Consider the following 16,165-nt stretch of genomic DNA (forward strand, 5'->3'; position numbering starts at 1 on the left):
GTCAGAACTCGATCGAGGCGAAGAACATGGCGAAAAGCCCGTCGACGACGATGACCATGAAGATCGCCTTGACCACCGAGGCCGTGACCTGTCGGCCCAGCGATTCCGCCGAGCCCTTCACCGCCAGCCCCTCGATCGAGGCGATGAGCCCGATGACGAAGGCCATGAAAGGCGCCTTGATCAGGCCCACGGCGAAATGCTTCCAGGTGATGACCGATTGCAGCCGCGCGAGGAAGGTATCGACGCCGATGCCGCCATAGAGCCAGGCGACGAGACCCGCGCCGGTCAGGCCCGCCATCGATGAGATGAAGGTCAGGATCGGCAGCGAGATCACCAGCGCCAGGATGCGCGGCACCACCAGCACCTCGATCGGATCAAGCCCCATCACGCGCAGCGCGTCGATCTCCTCGCGCATCTTCATCGAGCCGATCTCGGCAGTGAAGGCCGAGCCCGAGCGGCCGGCGATCATGATCGAGGTCAGGAGCACCGAAAGCTCGCGCAGGATGAGGATGCCCGTCAGGTTCACGACGAAGGCCGTCGCGCCGAACTGCTGGAGCTGGAAGATGCCCTGCTGCGCGACGATGCAGCCGACGAGGAAGGAGATCAGCATGATGATCGGCGCGCCGTTGAAGGCGATCAGCTCGACCTGATTGACCAGCGAGGGGCCGCGGAACTTGCGCGGCCCGAGCAGCACGGCGACCGAGCCGACCACCACCTCGCCGAGGAACATGGCGCCGCCGACCATGTCGCGGCCGAAACGGATGATGGCCTCGCCGACATTGGCGAGCACGCTGACCACGCTGAAATGGTCCGGATGCAGCGGCACGTCCTCGTCATGGACCTTGACCTCGGCGAGCAGGATGCCGTGCTCGGGCCTGCGGCTGACGATCTCGACGGAGGCGCCCTGCCGCTCCTGCCTCGATTTCAGGCGGTTCAGGACATAGGCGCCGAGCGTGTCGAGCCGGGTCACGTCCGACAGGTCGAGGCGCGCATGCGCCGCTTGCGGCATGCGTCCGGCGATCTCGCCGATCAGCTTCTCCAGCCGCGGCGCCCGGTCCGCGCTCCAGGACCCGGCCAGCGCGACTGCGAGCGTTCCGGCATCATCGCGGAAAATCGCCTGAGGCTCGGCGGTGTCAACGCTCGGCATATGCCCGTGATGTCCCTCACCCGGCCGAGCGGCACTCCTGCCGTTTCGGCGTCGCTCAGCGTCGGAATCCACCCCTTTGCCTTGTATTGCCGCGCCGGGGACGCTTGGCAAGCCGGACAGCCCCCGTGCGGCATTACGCCGGAGTAGCGTTGCCGAAGCGCCATAGCATGGAACCCCGCCTGCCCGCCGAAGCAGCAATTCCTTAAGAAATCGTCGCGCAATCTTGCCCCGTTCACGTTGCGGCCGTCACTGATTCGGCCGTCCCTTGCGAAGGCAGACCGGTCATGAGCGATGCCCGCTCCCTGACACCGCTGAGCCAAACCGACTTCGACGCCATCGAGGCGGCGGTGATGGAGACGTCGCGCGGCCGCTGGTTCATGGCCGAATACGCCAAGCGCAACCGACAGGCGGACACCGCTCAGCTCCTGACCGCGATCGGCCGGATCGAGCGCGTCGTCGGCCTCGGCGTGCAGGAGACGAGCCGGGATGCCAGCCTGATCGAAGCCGCCGCCCTGATCAGCGACCTGCGCATCGATCTCGAACGGATCAGCGGCAGGTCCCAGGAACGCGCCTCCGGCCTCGCCATGCAGATCGAAACGGCCGCCGGCCGCATTCTGGGTGCGACGGAGAACATCCAGGAGGTCGCCTGGACGCTGCGCGAGGCCGGCGCCGAGGATCATCTCTGCGACAGGCTCGACCAACATGCCGCGGATATCTCGCAGGCCGTCAGTCTCGTCGATGGCGTCGTCCAGCGCATCGACAAGATCGCAGACACCATCGCCATGCTCGATTCGAGCCTGCGCGCCTTCGGCGAGATCACGCGCGATCCGAGCCCGCACTACCTGACGGCGACGGAACTGGCCGGCCTGCCTCCCCGGCCGGCACGGGCGAGCGAAGACAGCGTCGCGGACGGCCGTTTCGGCACCGCAAGCAGCGACCAAACGCAGCCGCATAGTCTCGACGACGTGGCAAGCACCGAAAAGCGGATCGGAACGATCGATCTGCTGGACGACGACCTCGTCTTCACCCAGGCCGAAACGGCCCCTCACGCGCCCGCGCGCATGCAGGCCGCCGCCGCTCCGTCCGAAACGGCGCTGCGCGAGATCGATGCGCTGCCGGCCGAGCGCAAGCTCGCCTATTTCGTCTGAGCCGGAACGCTCAATTCTCCCGCCGCAACGCGGTTTCGTGCCAGCGGCGCAGCAGGAGATGCGAGATCAGGCTCGTCGCGAGGAAGATCGCGACTCCCGACAGCGAGATCATCGCCAGCGCCGCGAAGACCCGCGGGATCTTGAGCTGGTAGCCGGCCTCGAGGATGCGATAGGCCAGCCCCGAGGCATTGCCGCCTGTGCCGGCGACGAACTCGGCGACGACCGCGCCGATCAAAGCGAGCCCGCCCGACACTTTCAGCCCCGCCAGGAAATAAGGCAGCGCCGCCGGCAGCTTGAGATAGCGCAAGGTCTGCCAGCGGCTGGCGCCATAGAGCTCGAACAGATTGACGAGGTTGTGGTCGGCCGCGCTCAAGCCCAGGATCGTGTTCGACAGGATCGGGAAGAAGGCGACGATCCAGGCGCAGATCAGCAGCGACAGGTCGATGTCATCAGCCCAGATGATGATCAGCGGCGCTATGGCGACGATCGGCGTCACCTGCAGGACGATCGCATAGGGCAGGAGCGCCATTTCCAGCCATTTCGACTGGCTGAACAGCACCGCCAGCGCCACGCCGATGAGGATGGCTGCCGCGAGCGCCAGGAAGGTGATGCGCAACGTCACCCAGAGCGAGGCGGAGAGCGTCGCCCAATCCTCGACCAGGGTCCGGCCGATAAGCAGCGGTCCGGGCAGGACATAGGGCGGGACGTCGTTCCAGCGGACGGCCAGCTCCCAGAGCGCCAGCACCAGAACGCCGATGACCAGCGGCGCGAGGATGCGAGGCCAGATGCCGACCGGCAAACCGAGGAAGCGGGGCTCGGCCGGAACCGGCAAAGCCTCGGCAGCGGCGGCCTCGCGCGCCAGGGTATCCTCAGGCGCGCTCATGGGCCGATCGCTTCCTTGAGCTGGCCGGAAGCGATGCGGCAGAGATGGGCATATTCGCCGGAGGTGCGGAAGAGGTCGTCGCGCGGATAGGCGGCGTCGACCGGCAGATCGGCGATGATGCGACCGGGCCGGGCCGCCATCACCACGATGCGCTGCGAGAGATAGACCGACTCGAAGACCGAATGGGTGACGAAGACGGCCGTGAAGCGCTCTTGCGCCCAGAGCGCCAGCAAATCGTCGTTGAGGCGATGGCGGGTGATCTCGTCGAGCGCGGCGAAGGGCTCGTCCATCAGCAGGATGCGTGGCCGCATCACCAGGGCGCGGGCGATCGAGACGCGCATCTTCATGCCGCCGGAGAGTTCGCGCGGATAGGATGTCTCGAAGCCCTTCAGCCCGACGAGAGCGAGCATCGCGGCGGCACGCTGCTCCGCTTCCGCCCGCGGCAACCTCTGCAAGGTCAGCGGCAGCATGACGTTGGCGAGCGCATTCGCCCAGGGCATCAGCGTCGGATCCTGGAAGACGAAGCCGAGATCGCGCCCCGACCCGGTCGCCTTTTCGTCGCGGCCCGGCCAGGCGATCGTCCCTGCGCTCGGCGCGCCCAGGCCCGCGATCATGCGCAGCAGGGTCGACTTCCCGCAGCCGGAGGGGCCGAGCAGGCTGACGAACTCCCCGGCGGCGAGATCGAGATCGACGTCGCGCACGGCGAGCGTCCCGTTGCCGAAGCGCTTCGAGACGCCGCGCAATGCGACGAGGGGCATGGTGGCCTCGTCCAAGACCGATCGACCCGCGACGCTCAGGGCTTGCCCACGCCCTTGTTGATGAAGTCGAGCGTATAGGCCTTCTTCACATCGACGCCGGCCGGGAAGACGCCGACATCGGCCATGGTCTTGTAGAAGCTGGTCCAGCGCGCATCGGTCATGGCGCCGACGCCGAGTGTCAGCGCATCGCCCGACAGGACGATGCCGTTCTCGTTCATGACCTTGACGGCGTAGTCGATCTTCTCCTGATCCATGTCGGGATTGTCCTTCAGGATCAGCGCGTTGGCGGCGGCATTCTCGGGGCCGGCCTTCATGTATTGCGCCCAGCCCTCCAGCGTCGCGGTGACGAAGCGCTGGACCAGATCCTTCTTCGTCTCGATCAGCTTGCGCGAGACGTTGATCGTCGTGTTGTAGGCATCGAAGCCATTGTCGGCGAGCAGATGCACCACCGGCTTCACCCCGGCCTTCTGGATGGCGAAGGGCTCGGAGGACAAGAAGCCCTGCTGCGAAATCCGCTTGTCGGCCAGGAAGGGCGCCATGCTGAAGGTGTAGGGGCGGATCTGGTCGTCGGTGTAGCCGAATTTCGCGCGCAGGAAGGGCCAGAAGGCGGTGCGCGCCTCGGTGCCGATCAGGATCGGCTTGCCCTTCAGGGCCGCAAGCGAGTCGTTGCCCTGGTTCGGGTGCGAGATCAGGACCTGCGGGTCCTTCTGGAAGATCGAGGCGATGGCGAGGAAGGGGATGTTCTCCTGTGCGAAGCGCACCGCCTCGAAGCTGGTCGACATCGTCATGTCGACGCGGCCGCCGAGCAGAAGCTGCGACGGGTTCTGCTGCGGGCCGCCCTGCCGGATCTCGGCGTCAATGCCGTATTTCCTGTAGATGCCGTTGGCGAGCGCGAGATAGAAGCCGCCATGCTCGGCCTGGGCGCGCCAGTTGGTCTGGAAGCTCACCTTGTCGAGCGTCTGCGCGTTGACTCGCGCGCCCGGCACCGGCACCAGCACGGAAGCGGCGGAGCCGCCGATGAGGCCGAGCGCGGCGCGCCGGTCCAGGCGATATCTCATCATCGTCATGTTCGGAACTCCCCCACGGCGGACCCGGCAATCTCTGGCCTTGTGCCCTTATGCCATGCGATAGCATGGCAGGAAATCGCAACACCGCCTCGCGGCAGGCGGCTTCGCAACATCCGCAACCCGCGATCGGCAGGCCGAGCATGACCGCACGCTTCTGGGGCGATCTCAAGAGCTCCGATTTCGCCGCACTGCCGCGCGAGAGCACCGTCGCCGTGCTGCCGCTGGCGGCGATCGAGCAGCACGGCCCGCATCTGCCGGTCTCGACCGACACCACCATCATGAACGGCATGCTGGCCGAGGCGGTGCCGCTGGTCGGCGCGGACGTCGAGGTGCTGGTGCTCCCGACGCAGGCCATCGGCAAATCGAACGAACACCTGCATTCGCCGGGCACGCTGACCATCGGCTGGGAGAGCGCTGTCCGCTCCTGGATCGAGATCGGCGAGAGCGTGAAGCGGGCGGGCTTTCGCAAGCTCGTGCTGCTCACCTCCCATGGCGGCAATGTCGACCCGATGAAGATCGCCGCGCGTGAATTGCGCGTCGCGCACGGCATGCTCGCGGTAACGAGCGCCTGGATGTCCTTCGGCCTGCCGGACGGGCTTTTTGCCGATCTCGATATCCGCCACGGCATCCATGGCGGCGATGTCGAGACGGCTCTGATGCTGCATTTCCGGCCGGACCTCGTCGATATGGGCAAGGCCGAACGTTTCGAGCCGCTGATGCTGCCAATGGCGGATGAAGGCTATCGCTGGCTGAGGCCGACCGGCCCGCATGCCTTCGCCTGGATGGCTCAGGACGTGCACCCCGCAGGCGTGGCGGGCGATGCCAGCCTCGCCACGGCCGAGAAAGGCAAGGCGACCGCCGCGCTGCAGGCCAAGGGCTTTGCCGAGCTGATGGCCGACGTGGCGCGCTTCCCGCTGGAGAGGCTGCACAAGGCGGACTAAATCTTTGGGTTGTTCATCGGCTTCTCCCGAAAACCGCGCTCCGCTTTTCGGGCCGAAGCTCTGGCTCAGTCCGGATCGAGCAGGCGCGCGCCCGTCCCCTCCTCCGCCAGCCTGTCCCAGGGATTGCGCAGCGGGCAGTCCTTCACCGAAAGGCAGCCGCAGCCGATGCAGCCGTTGAGATGATCGCGCAATCGCGTCAGCCGCTCGATGCGCCGATCAAGCTCCGCCTTCCAGGCCGTGGACAGGCGCTTCCAGTCGGCCACGGTCGGCGTGCGCCCCTGCGGCAGGGCCTTGAAGGCCTCGCGGATCGTCTTCAGCGGCATGCCGGCCCGCTGCGCCACCTTGATGATCGCGACACGGCGCAGCACCTCGCGCGGATAGCGGCGCTGGTTGCCGGCCGTGCGGTGGCTGCTGATCAGCCCTTCCGCCTCGTAGAAATGCAGTGCCGAGACGGCGAGCCCGCTGCGGCGCGCGACCTCGCCGACGCTCAATTCCATGGGCAGGCGCTGCGGCACATCCATCGCGCGCCCCTCCGTTTTCGGCGCTTGACCTTAACCTTAGTTGAGGTTCTATAAGCCTCGCTCCCGTGACGCAAACCGGAGCGCATCCATGCTCAAGAAGCTCGACACAAGGATCAGGCTGGCGCTGATCTACGGCAGCGGCCGCGAGGGCCGCTTCTGCGACAAGGTCGCCGGCTGGGCGATTTCCCAGATCGAGGGCGACGGCCCGTTCGAGCTCGCGATCATCGACCCCGGCACGCTCGAACTGCCGCCGCGCCATGTCGGCAGCGGCCATCCGGCTCTGGAAGAGGTTCGGCAGACCATCGCCTGGGCCGACGGCTTCATCGTGGTGACGCCCGAATACAACCGCGCCTATCCGGCGATCCTGAAATTCCTGATCGACTCGATCGGGCCGGAATGGCGCGGCAAGCCGGTCGGCTTCGTCTCCTATGGCGGCATCTCGGGGGGCTTGCGCGCCGTGGAGCAGTTGCGGCTCGTCTTCGGCGAATTGCACGCCGCACCGATCCGCGACGGCGTCTCCTTCGCCGATGTCTGGGGCCGCTTCGACACAGAGGGCCGGCTCATGGAAGCCGACCGTGCCGAACGGGCGATGGCGACGATGCTGGCGCAGCTCCATTGGTGGGCGAGCGCGCTGCGGACCGCGCGCGAAACCGTGCCCTACGGCCAGTTCGCACCGGCCTGATACCTCACGCGAAGTTGGGGCGAGCTTCACAAATCCGAACTGGTCTCGCTGCGGCCTGGGCGAAACAATGCCCGCCCCGAGACCAGGAGCCGGACGGATATGAAGCTCAAACTTCTCCGCAACGCGACGCTGAAGCTCAACTATGGCGGCAGGACCTTCCTGATCGACCCGGATTTCGGGGTGCCGCTCAGTCGCCCTTCCTTCACCGGCCGCTCGCAGAACCCGATGACGCCGCTGCCCGAGCCGATCGAGGACATCCTCGCCGGGGTGGACACGGTGATCGTGTCCCACCTCCACGCCGACCATTTCGATGCGGTCGCGAAGGAGCGCGTGCCGAAGAACCTGCCGATCATTTGCCGGCCGGGTGACGAAGCGGCGATCGCGCAGGCGGGTTTCTCCTCGATCACGGCGATCGACTGCTTCATCAGGCTGGGGCCGATCATCCTGAAACGGCATCCGGCCCAGCACGGCACCGGCGCCGTGGTCGATAAGATGGGGCCGGTGATGGGGCTGAGCTTCGAGGCGCCGGGCGAGCCGACGCTCTACTGGTGCGGCGACAGCGTGCTCTATCCGCCGCTGCGCGATGCCGCGGCGGCGACGGGACCTGACGTCATCGTCACGCATTCCTGCGGGGCGATGTGGGACAACACGCTGATCGTGATGGACGACGAGCAGACGCTCGATCTTGCCGAGGCCTTCCCGCGGGCGACAATGATCGCGACGCATATGGAAGCGCTGGACCACGCCACCGTCAGTCGCACAGCGTTGCGCAAGGCGGCGAAGGAACGCGGCGTCGACACGCGGCGCCTGCGAATCCCCGCTGACGGCGAGACGATCGAACTCGGCGTGCCGGCGCTGGTTTGAGCCACTCGAATACGCGTGTCATCCCGGCTCTTCGCTTCGCTCCGGCCGGGATGACACGCGATTTAAAACGGAAGGGGTCTATTCCCCCGCCTTCAACTGCTTGGCGTAGATGTCCTTGTACTGCTCGCGCAGCAGGTTCTTCTGGACCTTGCCCATGGTGTTGCGCGGCAATTCGCCGACGACGAAGACCTGCTTGGGCTGCTTGAACTTGGCGAGACGCTGCTCCAGCGCCCCGGCGATGCCCTTCGCGGTGATCTCGGCGCCCGGCTTGCAGACCACGACCGCCGTGACCCCCTCGCCGAAATCGGGATGCGGCACGCCGATGACCGCGCTCTCGATCACGCCCGGCATCTCGTCGATCTCGGTCTCGACTTCCTTCGGATAGACATTGTAGCCGCCGGTGATGATCAGGTCCTTGCCGCGCCCGACGATGTGGACGTAGCCGGCGGGATCGATCTTGCCGAGATCGCCGGTGATGAAGAAGCCGTCCGCGCGAAACTCGGCGGCGGTCTTCTCGGGGTTGCGCCAATAGCCCTTGAAGACGTTGGGGCCCTTGACCTCGATCATGCCGATCTCGTCGCGGGCGAGTTCCTTGCCCGTCTCGGGGTCGGTCACGCGCGCCGAAACGCCCGGCAGCGGGAAGCCGACCGTGCCGGCGACGCGATCCCCCTCATAGGGGTTCGAGGTGTTCATGTTGGTCTCGGTCATGCCGTAGCGCTCGAGGATGGCGTGGCCCGTGCGCTCGCGCCATTCGCGATGCGTCTCGGCCAGCAGCGGCGCCGAGCCGGAGACGAAGAGGCGCATATGCTTCGTCGCCTCCCGGGTCAGCCGCGCATCCTGCAGCAGCCGGACATAGAAGGTCGGCACGCCCATCATGCTGGTCGCCTGGGGCAGGTGCTTGAAGACCTGATCGGGATCGAATTTCGGCAGCAGGATCATCGCGGAGCCGGAGAGCAGCACCACATTGGTCGCGACGAAGAGGCCGTGGGTGTGGAAGATCGGCAGCGCGTGCAGCAGCACGTCGTCCTTGGTGAAGCGCCAATAGTCGACCAGAGTCAGCGCATTGGACGACAGATTGTCGTGGCTGAGCATCGCGCCCTTCGAGCGCCCGGTCGTCCCGGAGGTGTAGAGGATGGCGGCGAGATCGTCCGGCCCGCGCGCGACATCGGCGAAGCTGGTCGAGGCCGCCAGCGCCTTGTCGGACAGCGTGCCCGCCGAGACATCCGGCGCGCGCCAGACGCCGAGCGTCTCCAGCTTCGCGCCGGCCTTCTCGGCGAAGGGCCTGAGCGCCTCGGCCTTCGCCGGATCGCAGACGAAGACGGCGGGCTCGGCATCGCCGAGGAAATACTCGATCTCGGCCGGGGTATAGGCGGTGTTGAGCGGCAGGAAAATCGCACCGGCCCGGACCGTGCCGAGATAGAGCATCAGCGCCTCGATGCTCTTCTCGACCTGCACCGCGACGCGGTCGCCCGGCTTCACGCCGAGGCCAACCAGCGCGTTGGCGAAGCGGGCGGAGACGTCGAGCACGTCCTGATAGCTGTAGCTTCGGCCGTCATCGAGGAGCGCAAAACGCGCGCCCGGCCCCGGCATGCGGGCACGGATGAGGTCGAACAGGTGGTTGCCCATGATTTCGGGTCCTTTCAGGCGTTTCCGTCGTCGGGTCTGTCAGGGATTGGCCGGGCGCAGCAGCTTGCGCACCGAGGAGGAGGCCACGACCGTGTCGCGCGTGGCGAAGGCCTCGTGGTTGGTCTCGATATCGTCGAGGTCGTAGCGGTAATTCACCATCACGCCATGCGACTCGCGCAGGCCCCGCGCCGAGAGATTGCCGCCGACATTGACGCGCTCCAGCCGCGCGCCATTGCCGAGATGGAAGCGCGCGACCGGGTCGATGACGCGCCCCGAGCTCCCCCGTGCGCGCAGCAGATATTGCGCCGCCATCTGGCCGAGCAGCTTGTCGCGACGCGCCTTGGTCGCGTCGTCGAGCGAGATGGTCTCGCCGGCCGGACGGCCCAGCTCCGCGCGCTCCTCATTGGTGAGATGGAACGCGCCGGGATCGGCGGCGATGCCGGAAAGCCAGCGGGCGAAGCCCGGCACCGGCGAGAGCGTGACGAAGGTGTCAAGCCCCGGCAATTCGCGCTTGAGGTCCTCGGCCACCTGCTTGATCAGGAAATTGCCGAAGGAAATGCCGCGCAGGCCCTCCTGGCAGTTCGAGATCGAATAGAACACCGCCGTCGTCGCCTCCTGCGCCGGCAGCACCTGGCGCTCCGGCTGAAGCACCTCGCCGATGGTGCGCGGAATCTCGGTCGTCAGCGCGACCTCGACGAAGATCAGCGGCTCGTCGACGAGTTGCGGATGGAAGAAGGCGAAGCAGCGCCGGTCCGCCGGTTCGAGGCGCCGACGCAGATCGTCCCAGCCCTGGATCTCGTGCACCGCCTCGTAGCGGATGATCTTCTCGAGCACATTGGCCGGCGTACGCCAGTCGATGCGGCGCAGCACGAGGAAGCCGCGATTGAACCAGGAGCCGAAAAGGTGCCGGAAATCGGCGTCGACGGCCTTGAGCGCAGGCTCCGCCTCCATCGCCTCGAACAGCGCCTCGCGCATCTGGACGAGGACATGGGTGCCGTCCGGTGCGAGATTGAGGCGGCGCAGCAATTCCTGCCGGCGCGGCTCGGACGCCAGATGCAGGGCCGAGACGGCCGCTGCGTCCGGCTTTTTGCGATAGGTTTCGATGGCCTTGTCGAGCCGCTCCGCATCCGGGCCGAAGCGCTCCGCGAGCAGGTTGAAGAAGGCGAGACGACCGGGCTTGTCGAGGCGTTGCCAGGCGTCGAGCACGGCCTGCGCGAACGCCATGCCGGAGGCCTCGCCCTTGCCGGAGAGAAGATCCTCGCAGAGCCGGTCGATCGGCCGGGCGCCTTTGCCGAGAAAGCGCTCGAAGCCGATCAGCGCACGGCCGCGATCGGCGACGTTGGTCAGGAGTTCGCCGAGAAACGCCATATCCATGCGGGCTCCCAATACTGCCAAGACCGGTTGCTCCGCGATCCTATACGAGTTTCCGCCGGCGCAAACCGCGTCTCAGCGCAGCAGGCTCCAGGCCTTCAGGAAGAAGTCCGGGGCGCCGAAATTCCCCGATTTGAGCGCGACGACCATCGCCGGCCCGTCGACGACGCGGGTCCAGGGCACGCCGGGGTCGATCTCGGGGCCGATCTCCAGCGTGCGAATCCCCAGGCCCAGCACGGTGGCGCCGGAGGTTTCGCCGCCGGCGACGAGCAGGCGCGTGACGCCACCCTTCGACAATAGCCGCGCGATTTCGGCGAAGGCATCCTCGACGACACCCCCCGCCTTCTCACGGCCGAGCTTGTCCTGAACCGCCGCGACTTCGGCCGGGTCGTCGCTGGAATAGAGCAGGAAGGGCTTGTCCGCCGGCTGCGCCAGCGCCCAGGCCGCGAGCCCGGCCGCATCCTGCCGCCCTTCGACCAGTGCGAACGGATCGACCTTGAGCGCCGGATAGCCCGCCGCCAGCGCCGCCTTGATCTGCCCGCGCGTCGCAGTGGAGCAGCTTCCCGAGATGATGCCGCTGCGCCCGGCCGGGGCTTGCAAATCCTGCGGGCCGGGATGTTCCGGCAGGAGGCCGGCCCGGCGGAAATTCTGCGGCAGGCCCATGGCGATGCCGGAGCCGCCGGTCAGCAAGACATGCTCGGAGACGGCATGGCCGAGCGTCATCAGATCCTCATTGGTGAGGGCGTCGGTCACCACATAGCGAACGCCATCGACCTCCAGCTTCGCGAGACGCGCCTTCACCGCGGCAGGGCCGGCGAACACCGTGGCGTAGTCGACCAGGCCGACATCCGTTTTCGCCTGCGCCGCCATCAATCGCATCAGGTTGGAATCGCGCATCGGCGTCAGCGGGTGGTCCTTCATCGAGCTTTCGTGAAGCGGCACGGCCCCGACGAAGAGATAGCCTTGATAGATCGAGCGGCCATTGGCCGGAAAGGCCGGGCAGACGATGGCGAGCTTCGCGCCGAGCCGCTCCATCAGCGCGTTCGCAACCGGGCCGATATTGCCCTCCGCCGTGGAATCGAAGGTCGAGCAGTATTTGAACAGGATCTGCCGCGCCCCTGCCGCCAGCAGCGCCTCGCAGGCGGCCAGCGAGTCGGCGACCGCCTCCGCCACCGGATTTGTCCGCGATTTCAGCGCGACCACCACCGCATCGGCATCGGGCAAGGCGACGCCGGCCGCCGGCACGCCAATGACCTGCACGGTCCGCATACCCGCCCGGTTCAGCATCAGCGCCACATCGGTCGCGCCCGTCATGTCGTCGGCGATCACACCCAGAAGCACGGTTTCCTCCCTCTCGATTTTCTACGTCCTTCTAGCCGGCGCCCACGGCCAGCGCGACCGTCATCGCCGCATCGCCTGCCCGAGTGTTCGGCATGCCGCGGGAGCCGCCCAAAAACCGTGCAACGCCGCCCGGAAATTGGTGCGCCGCAGCGTCGACGGCACCGCGGTTCTGAGTCAACTTGGTCCCGCAAGGAACAAGTTCGCCGATATGGAGCCGGATCGGAGTGCTCGCCCGCTTTCCGAGACGCCTTGAAAAACGACGTTCGAAGAGGGGAAAACCATGAAGCTTCTCAAAGTTCTGGCCGCAGCTTCCACCCTCGCGCTCGCCGCGTGGCCCGGCCTGTCGCCGGCGCTGGCACAGACACCATCGACGCTGCGGATCGGGCTTCAGGAAGACCCGGACATGCTCGACCCGCACAAGGCCCGCACCTTCGTCGGCCGGATCGTCTTCATGGGGCTGTGCGACCGGCTGCTCGACATCACGCCCGAGCTGAAACTCGTGCCGCGGCTCGCCACCTCCTGGGAATTCTCGGCCGACGGGCTGACGCTGACGATGAAGCTGCGGACCGAGGCCAAATTCCATGACGGCGAAGCCTTCAACGCCGAGGCCGCCAAGGCCAATCTCGAACGGGCGATGACCCTGCCCGAATCGCTGCGCAAATCGGAGCTCGCCTCGGTCGACAAGGTCGAGGCGCCTGATCCGGCGACGCTTGTCCTGAAGCTCAAGCGGCCCGACGCCACCCTGCTTGCCCAGCTCACCGACCGTGCCGGCATGATGCTGGCGCCGAAAAGCCTCTCCGGCGACGTCACCGCCAGGCCGATCTGCTCCGGGCCCTACAAATTCGTCGAGCGCGTGCAGAACGACCGGATCGTGCTGGAGAAGTTCAAGGAGCATTGGGAAGCGGACAAATACAATTTCGACCGGATCATCTACCGCTCGATTCCCGACACCACCGTCCGGCTCGCCAATCTGCGCTCGGGCGAGCTCGACATGCTGGAGCGACTGGCGCCGACCGACGTGAAATCGGCCAAGGCCGATGCCTCGCTCAAGGTGACCAGCATCGCCAATCTCGGCTATCAGGGCATCACCATCAACACCAATAACGGCGATGCCGCGAAGCAGCCGATGGGCCAGGACAAGCGGGTGCGCCAGGCGTTCTCGCTCGCCATCGACCGCAAGGTGCTGAGCCAGGTGGTGTTCGAGGGGCTCTACGAGCCGATGAACCAGCCCTTCAACCCCGGCAATTTCTACGTTAGCGGCGACTTCCCCGTGCCGGAGCGCGATGTCGCCAAGGCCAAGGCGCTGCTGAAGGAAGCCGGGCAGCCGAAGGTCACCGCCGAGCTCTTCGTCACCAACAACCCCGTCGATACCCAAATCGGCCAGGTGATTCAGGCGATGGCGCAGGAAGCCGGCATCGATGTCCAGCTCCGCGCGACCGAGTTCGCCAGCCAGCTCCGCGACCAGCAGCAGGGCAAGTTCCAGATGAGCCGCATCGGCTGGTCGGGCCGCATCGACCCCGATGGCAACATCCACCCCTTCGTCACCACGGGCGGCGGGCAGAACGACGGCAAATACTCCAACCCCGAGGTCGATCGCCTGCTCAACCAGGCGCGGACCGTCTACGATCCGGCCGAACGCAAGAAGCTCTATGATGCCGCCCAGAAGATCCTGAACGACGAATTGCCGATCATCTATCTCTACAATCAGACGGTCTTCTTCGCGCTGCGCAAGAACATCGACGGCTTCGTCATCAACCCGGACGGGCTGATCCGGCTGGCAGGGTTGAAGCGCTCGTGAGCCCTTCCCTCGCGCCGACCACGGCGCCATCGTCCCGGGCGGCCGAGGGTCGACCCGGGATCCATCGTAGAGCGCAGTTCCCTATGATGGACCCCGGAATTCCGCTTCGCTGCATCCGGAATGACAAAGCGGTTTCGAGTGCGCCATGCTGACGCTCATCCTGCGACGCATCCTGATCGCGATCCCGACGCTGTTCCTGGTGTCGGTCTTCGTCTTCGCCCTGCAGCGCGCGCTGCCGGGCGACCCCTTCCTCGTCCTCGCCGGCGAGGAGCGCGACCCCGAGGCCATCGCCAGGCTGCGCGAGATCTACCGGATGAACGACCCGGTCTTCGTGCAGTTCTTCGCCTGGCTCGGGCAGGTGGTCCAGGGCGATTTCGGCCGTTCGCTGCGCACCGGGGAGCCCGTGCTCGGCCTCATCCTGCAGAAGCTGCCGGTGACGATCCAGCTCGCCACCGCCGCGATCCTGGTGGCAATCGCGATCGGCATCCCCATCGGCATCCTGGCGGCGCGGCGCAAGGGCACCATCGTCGACTATTCGGCTAGCGCCGTCGCGCTGTCGGGGCTGTCGATCCCGAATTTCTGGCTCGGCATCATGCTGATCCTGCTGGTCTCGGTCTATCTGAAGTGGCTGCCGGCCTCAGGCTACGAATCGATCTTCGTCCACCCCTGGGAGGCGATCCAGCGCCTGATCATGCCGGCCTTCGTGCTCGGCAACGGGCTCGCCGCCTTCCTGATGCGCCATACCCGTTCGGCCATGCTGGAGGTGCTGCGCTCCGACTATGTCCGCACGGCCCGCGCCAAGGGGCTGGACGAGGACACGGTCGTGCATCGCCATGCGCTGCGCAACGCGCTGGTACCGATCATCACACTGACGACGCTGCTCTTCGGCGAGTTGCTGGCCGGCGCGGTGCTGACCGAGCAGGTCTTCACCATTCCCGGCTTCGGCAAGCTCATCGTCGATGCCGTGTTCAACCGCGACTATGGCGTGGTGCAGGGCGTGGTGCTGTGCACCGCCATCGGATTCATCCTGATGAACCTGCTGGCGGACATCCTCTACATCCTCGTCAATCCGCGGCTGAGGGCGGCCTGATGGCATCGATGGATTCCATCTCCTCGGGCGCAGGCACGGCGAGCGGGCTGAAGGCGCGGCCGGGCGTGCTGGCCCGGCTCCTCCACAATCCCTCGGCGCTGATCGGCGGCGGGCTCGTGCTCCTCTTCTTGCTGCTGGCGGTGCTGGCGCCGGTGCTGCCGCTGGCGGACCCGTTCAAGTCGAACTTCCTCGCCATCCGCAAGCCGCCTTCGGAGCTCTACTGGTTCGGCACCGACGAGCTCGGGCGCGATCAGGTGGCGCGGCTGTTCTTCGGGGCGCGCGCCTCGCTGCTCGCCGGCATCGTCTCGGTTCTGATCGCGGTCGCCATCGGCCTGCCCTTCGGGCTCATCGCCGGCTGGTATGGCGGCTGGATCGACATCGTGATCTCGCGCGTCACCGAAGCCCTGCTCGCCTGCCCCTTTCTGATCCTGGCCATCGCGTTTGCGGCGGTGCTCGGCCCCTCGCTGACCAATGCGATGATCGCGATCGGCCTGTCGGCCGTGCCGATCTTCATCCGGCTGGTGCGCGGGCAGGTGATGAGCGTGAAGGCCGAGGATTTCGTCGAGGGCGCACGGGCCGTCGGCGCGCGCGACCTGCGGCTGATGTTCCGCCATGTGCTGCCGAACACGCTTTCGCCGATCATCGTGCAATCGACGCTGTTCATGGCGCAGGCGATCATCCTCGAAGCCGCCCTCTCCTTCCTGGGGCTCGGCCAGCAGCCGCCATCACCCTCCTGGGGGCAGATGCTCAACGTCGCCAAGAACTTCATGGAGCAGGCGCCCTGGATGTCGGTGGCGCCGGGCATCTGCATCTTCCTGGCGGTGCTCGGCTTCAACCTGCTCGGTGACGGCTTGCGCGACGCGCTCGATCCCAGAGAGAATTAGATGACGCCAGCCACGCCCGGCCCTCGCCGCTGACACCGCACCGA

The 16,165-nt window shown here is 66.7% G+C and carries 15 protein-coding genes; 7 read left to right on the top strand and 8 right to left on the bottom strand.

Annotated features, from left to right (window positions below):
- Position 1: 1 nt before the first annotated feature.
- Positions 2-1,147 (bottom strand): ABC transporter permease, encoded by a 1,146-nt coding sequence (locus GGC47_RS02280; protein WP_038361314.1) that lies wholly within the window; start codon positions 1,145-1,147, stop codon positions 2-4.
- A gap of 284 nt (positions 1,148-1,431) precedes the next feature.
- Here GGC47_RS02280 and GGC47_RS02285 point away from each other — a divergent pair, with 284 nt between their 5' ends.
- Positions 1,432-2,295, top strand: a complete 864-nt coding sequence (locus GGC47_RS02285; RefSeq protein WP_142020254.1) for a hypothetical protein — start codon at positions 1,432-1,434, stop codon at positions 2,293-2,295.
- Positions 2,296-2,305: 10 nt separating this feature from the next.
- On the opposite strand, the gene GGC47_RS02290 is transcribed toward GGC47_RS02285, so the two are convergent.
- From GGC47_RS02290 to GGC47_RS02300, 3 genes are read right to left on the bottom strand one after another with little or no spacing between them, the layout of a single operon-like run.
- The gene (locus GGC47_RS02290) at positions 2,306-3,178 is read right to left on the bottom strand and encodes an ABC transporter permease (RefSeq protein ID WP_133562031.1); all 873 of its coding nucleotides are present in this window, start codon (positions 3,176-3,178) and stop codon (positions 2,306-2,308) included.
- Complete coding sequence (locus tag GGC47_RS02295; RefSeq protein WP_142020253.1) at positions 3,175-3,936, bottom strand: ABC transporter ATP-binding protein; 762 nt, start codon at positions 3,934-3,936, stop codon at positions 3,175-3,177. Before GGC47_RS02295 ends, GGC47_RS02290 begins: the two co-directional genes overlap by 4 nt.
- Before the next feature lie 35 nt (positions 3,937-3,971).
- The gene (locus GGC47_RS02300; protein ID WP_142020252.1) at positions 3,972-5,003 is read right to left on the bottom strand and encodes an ABC transporter substrate-binding protein; all 1,032 of its coding nucleotides are present in this window, start codon (positions 5,001-5,003) and stop codon (positions 3,972-3,974) included.
- 140 nt (positions 5,004-5,143) lie between these two features.
- Between GGC47_RS02300 and GGC47_RS02305 the strand changes: the two genes are divergently transcribed.
- Positions 5,144-5,944, top strand: a complete 801-nt coding sequence (locus tag GGC47_RS02305) for a creatininase family protein (RefSeq protein ID WP_142020251.1) — start codon at positions 5,144-5,146, stop codon at positions 5,942-5,944.
- Positions 5,945-6,009: 65 nt separating this feature from the next.
- Here GGC47_RS02305 and soxR read toward each other — a convergent pair whose 3' ends face one another.
- Positions 6,010-6,465, bottom strand: coding sequence for a redox-sensitive transcriptional activator SoxR (soxR, locus tag GGC47_RS02310; protein ID WP_038361308.1), 456 nt, complete (start codon positions 6,463-6,465; stop codon positions 6,010-6,012).
- Between the two features lie 88 nt (positions 6,466-6,553).
- Between soxR and GGC47_RS02315 the strand changes: the two genes are divergently transcribed.
- Together GGC47_RS02315 and GGC47_RS02320 are read left to right on the top strand one after the other, a co-directional pair.
- Positions 6,554-7,147 carry an NADPH-dependent FMN reductase gene (locus GGC47_RS02315; RefSeq protein ID WP_113252096.1) on the top strand — a complete coding sequence of 198 codons (594 nt, stop codon included), beginning with the start codon at positions 6,554-6,556 and terminating at the stop codon, positions 7,145-7,147.
- Positions 7,148-7,246: 99 nt separating this feature from the next.
- Positions 7,247-8,011 (top strand): MBL fold metallo-hydrolase, encoded by a 765-nt coding sequence (locus GGC47_RS02320; RefSeq protein WP_038361306.1) that lies wholly within the window; start codon positions 7,247-7,249, stop codon positions 8,009-8,011.
- A gap of 78 nt (positions 8,012-8,089) precedes the next feature.
- On the opposite strand, the gene GGC47_RS02325 is transcribed toward GGC47_RS02320, so the two are convergent.
- The 3 genes from GGC47_RS02325 to otnK all read right to left on the bottom strand — a co-directional run bounded on the left by GGC47_RS02325 (position 8,090) and on the right by otnK (position 12,349).
- On the bottom strand, positions 8,090-9,637 hold the full coding sequence (locus GGC47_RS02325) for a malonate--CoA ligase (RefSeq protein WP_429066740.1): 1,548 nt from the start codon (positions 9,635-9,637) through the stop codon (positions 8,090-8,092).
- Between the two features lie 39 nt (positions 9,638-9,676).
- Positions 9,677-11,011, bottom strand: a complete 1,335-nt coding sequence (locus GGC47_RS02330) for a malonyl-CoA decarboxylase (RefSeq protein WP_142020249.1) — start codon at positions 11,009-11,011, stop codon at positions 9,677-9,679.
- Between the two features lie 72 nt (positions 11,012-11,083).
- The gene (gene otnK / locus GGC47_RS02335; protein ID WP_142020248.1) at positions 11,084-12,349 is read right to left on the bottom strand and encodes a 3-oxo-tetronate kinase; all 1,266 of its coding nucleotides are present in this window, start codon (positions 12,347-12,349) and stop codon (positions 11,084-11,086) included.
- A 280-nt stretch (positions 12,350-12,629) separates the two neighbouring features.
- On the opposite strand from otnK, the gene GGC47_RS02340 reads away from it, so the two are divergent.
- From GGC47_RS02340 to GGC47_RS02350, 3 genes are all read left to right on the top strand, one after another.
- Positions 12,630-14,147 (top strand): ABC transporter substrate-binding protein, encoded by a 1,518-nt coding sequence (locus tag GGC47_RS02340; RefSeq protein ID WP_112763374.1) that lies wholly within the window; start codon positions 12,630-12,632, stop codon positions 14,145-14,147.
- Positions 14,148-14,292: 145 nt separating this feature from the next.
- Positions 14,293-15,237 carry an ABC transporter permease gene (locus GGC47_RS02345; protein WP_038361297.1) on the top strand — a complete coding sequence of 315 codons (945 nt, stop codon included), beginning with the start codon at positions 14,293-14,295 and terminating at the stop codon, positions 15,235-15,237.
- Positions 15,238-15,245: 8 nt separating this feature from the next.
- Positions 15,246-16,121, top strand: a complete 876-nt coding sequence (locus tag GGC47_RS02350; protein ID WP_142020247.1) for an ABC transporter permease — start codon at positions 15,246-15,248, stop codon at positions 16,119-16,121.
- Positions 16,122-16,165: the final 44 nt, after the last annotated feature.

It is taken from the genome of Allobosea sp. OAE752 (assembly GCF_050433265.1).
In the GTDB taxonomy this organism is placed as follows: domain Bacteria; phylum Pseudomonadota; class Alphaproteobacteria; order Rhizobiales; family Beijerinckiaceae; genus Allobosea; species Allobosea spartocytisi.

What these genes read in the sequence shown, in the direction of transcription:
- GGC47_RS02280 (WP_038361314.1), bottom strand. Translation starts at nt 1,147, where the DNA reads ATGCCGAGCGTTGACACCGCCGAGCCTCAGGCGATTTTCCGCGATGAT.
- GGC47_RS02285 (WP_142020254.1), top strand. Translation starts at nt 1,432, where the DNA reads ATGAGCGATGCCCGCTCCCTGACACCGCTGAGCCAAACCGACTTCGAC.
- GGC47_RS02290 (WP_133562031.1), bottom strand. Translation starts at nt 3,178, where the DNA reads ATGAGCGCGCCTGAGGATACCCTGGCGCGCGAGGCCGCCGCTGCCGAG.
- GGC47_RS02295 (WP_142020253.1), bottom strand. Translation starts at nt 3,936, where the DNA reads ATGCCCCTCGTCGCATTGCGCGGCGTCTCGAAGCGCTTCGGCAACGGG.
- GGC47_RS02300 (WP_142020252.1), bottom strand. Translation starts at nt 5,003, where the DNA reads ATGACGATGATGAGATATCGCCTGGACCGGCGCGCCGCGCTCGGCCTC.
- GGC47_RS02305 (WP_142020251.1), top strand. Translation starts at nt 5,144, where the DNA reads ATGACCGCACGCTTCTGGGGCGATCTCAAGAGCTCCGATTTCGCCGCA.
- soxR (WP_038361308.1), bottom strand. Translation starts at nt 6,465, where the DNA reads ATGGATGTGCCGCAGCGCCTGCCCATGGAATTGAGCGTCGGCGAGGTC.
- GGC47_RS02315 (WP_113252096.1), top strand. Translation starts at nt 6,554, where the DNA reads ATGCTCAAGAAGCTCGACACAAGGATCAGGCTGGCGCTGATCTACGGC.
- GGC47_RS02320 (WP_038361306.1), top strand. Translation starts at nt 7,247, where the DNA reads ATGAAGCTCAAACTTCTCCGCAACGCGACGCTGAAGCTCAACTATGGC.
- GGC47_RS02325 (WP_429066740.1), bottom strand. Translation starts at nt 9,637, where the DNA reads ATGGGCAACCACCTGTTCGACCTCATCCGTGCCCGCATGCCGGGGCCG.
- GGC47_RS02330 (WP_142020249.1), bottom strand. Translation starts at nt 11,011, where the DNA reads ATGGATATGGCGTTTCTCGGCGAACTCCTGACCAACGTCGCCGATCGC.
- GGC47_RS02340 (WP_112763374.1), top strand. Translation starts at nt 12,630, where the DNA reads ATGAAGCTTCTCAAAGTTCTGGCCGCAGCTTCCACCCTCGCGCTCGCC.
- GGC47_RS02345 (WP_038361297.1), top strand. Translation starts at nt 14,293, where the DNA reads ATGCTGACGCTCATCCTGCGACGCATCCTGATCGCGATCCCGACGCTG.
- GGC47_RS02350 (WP_142020247.1), top strand. Translation starts at nt 15,246, where the DNA reads ATGGATTCCATCTCCTCGGGCGCAGGCACGGCGAGCGGGCTGAAGGCG.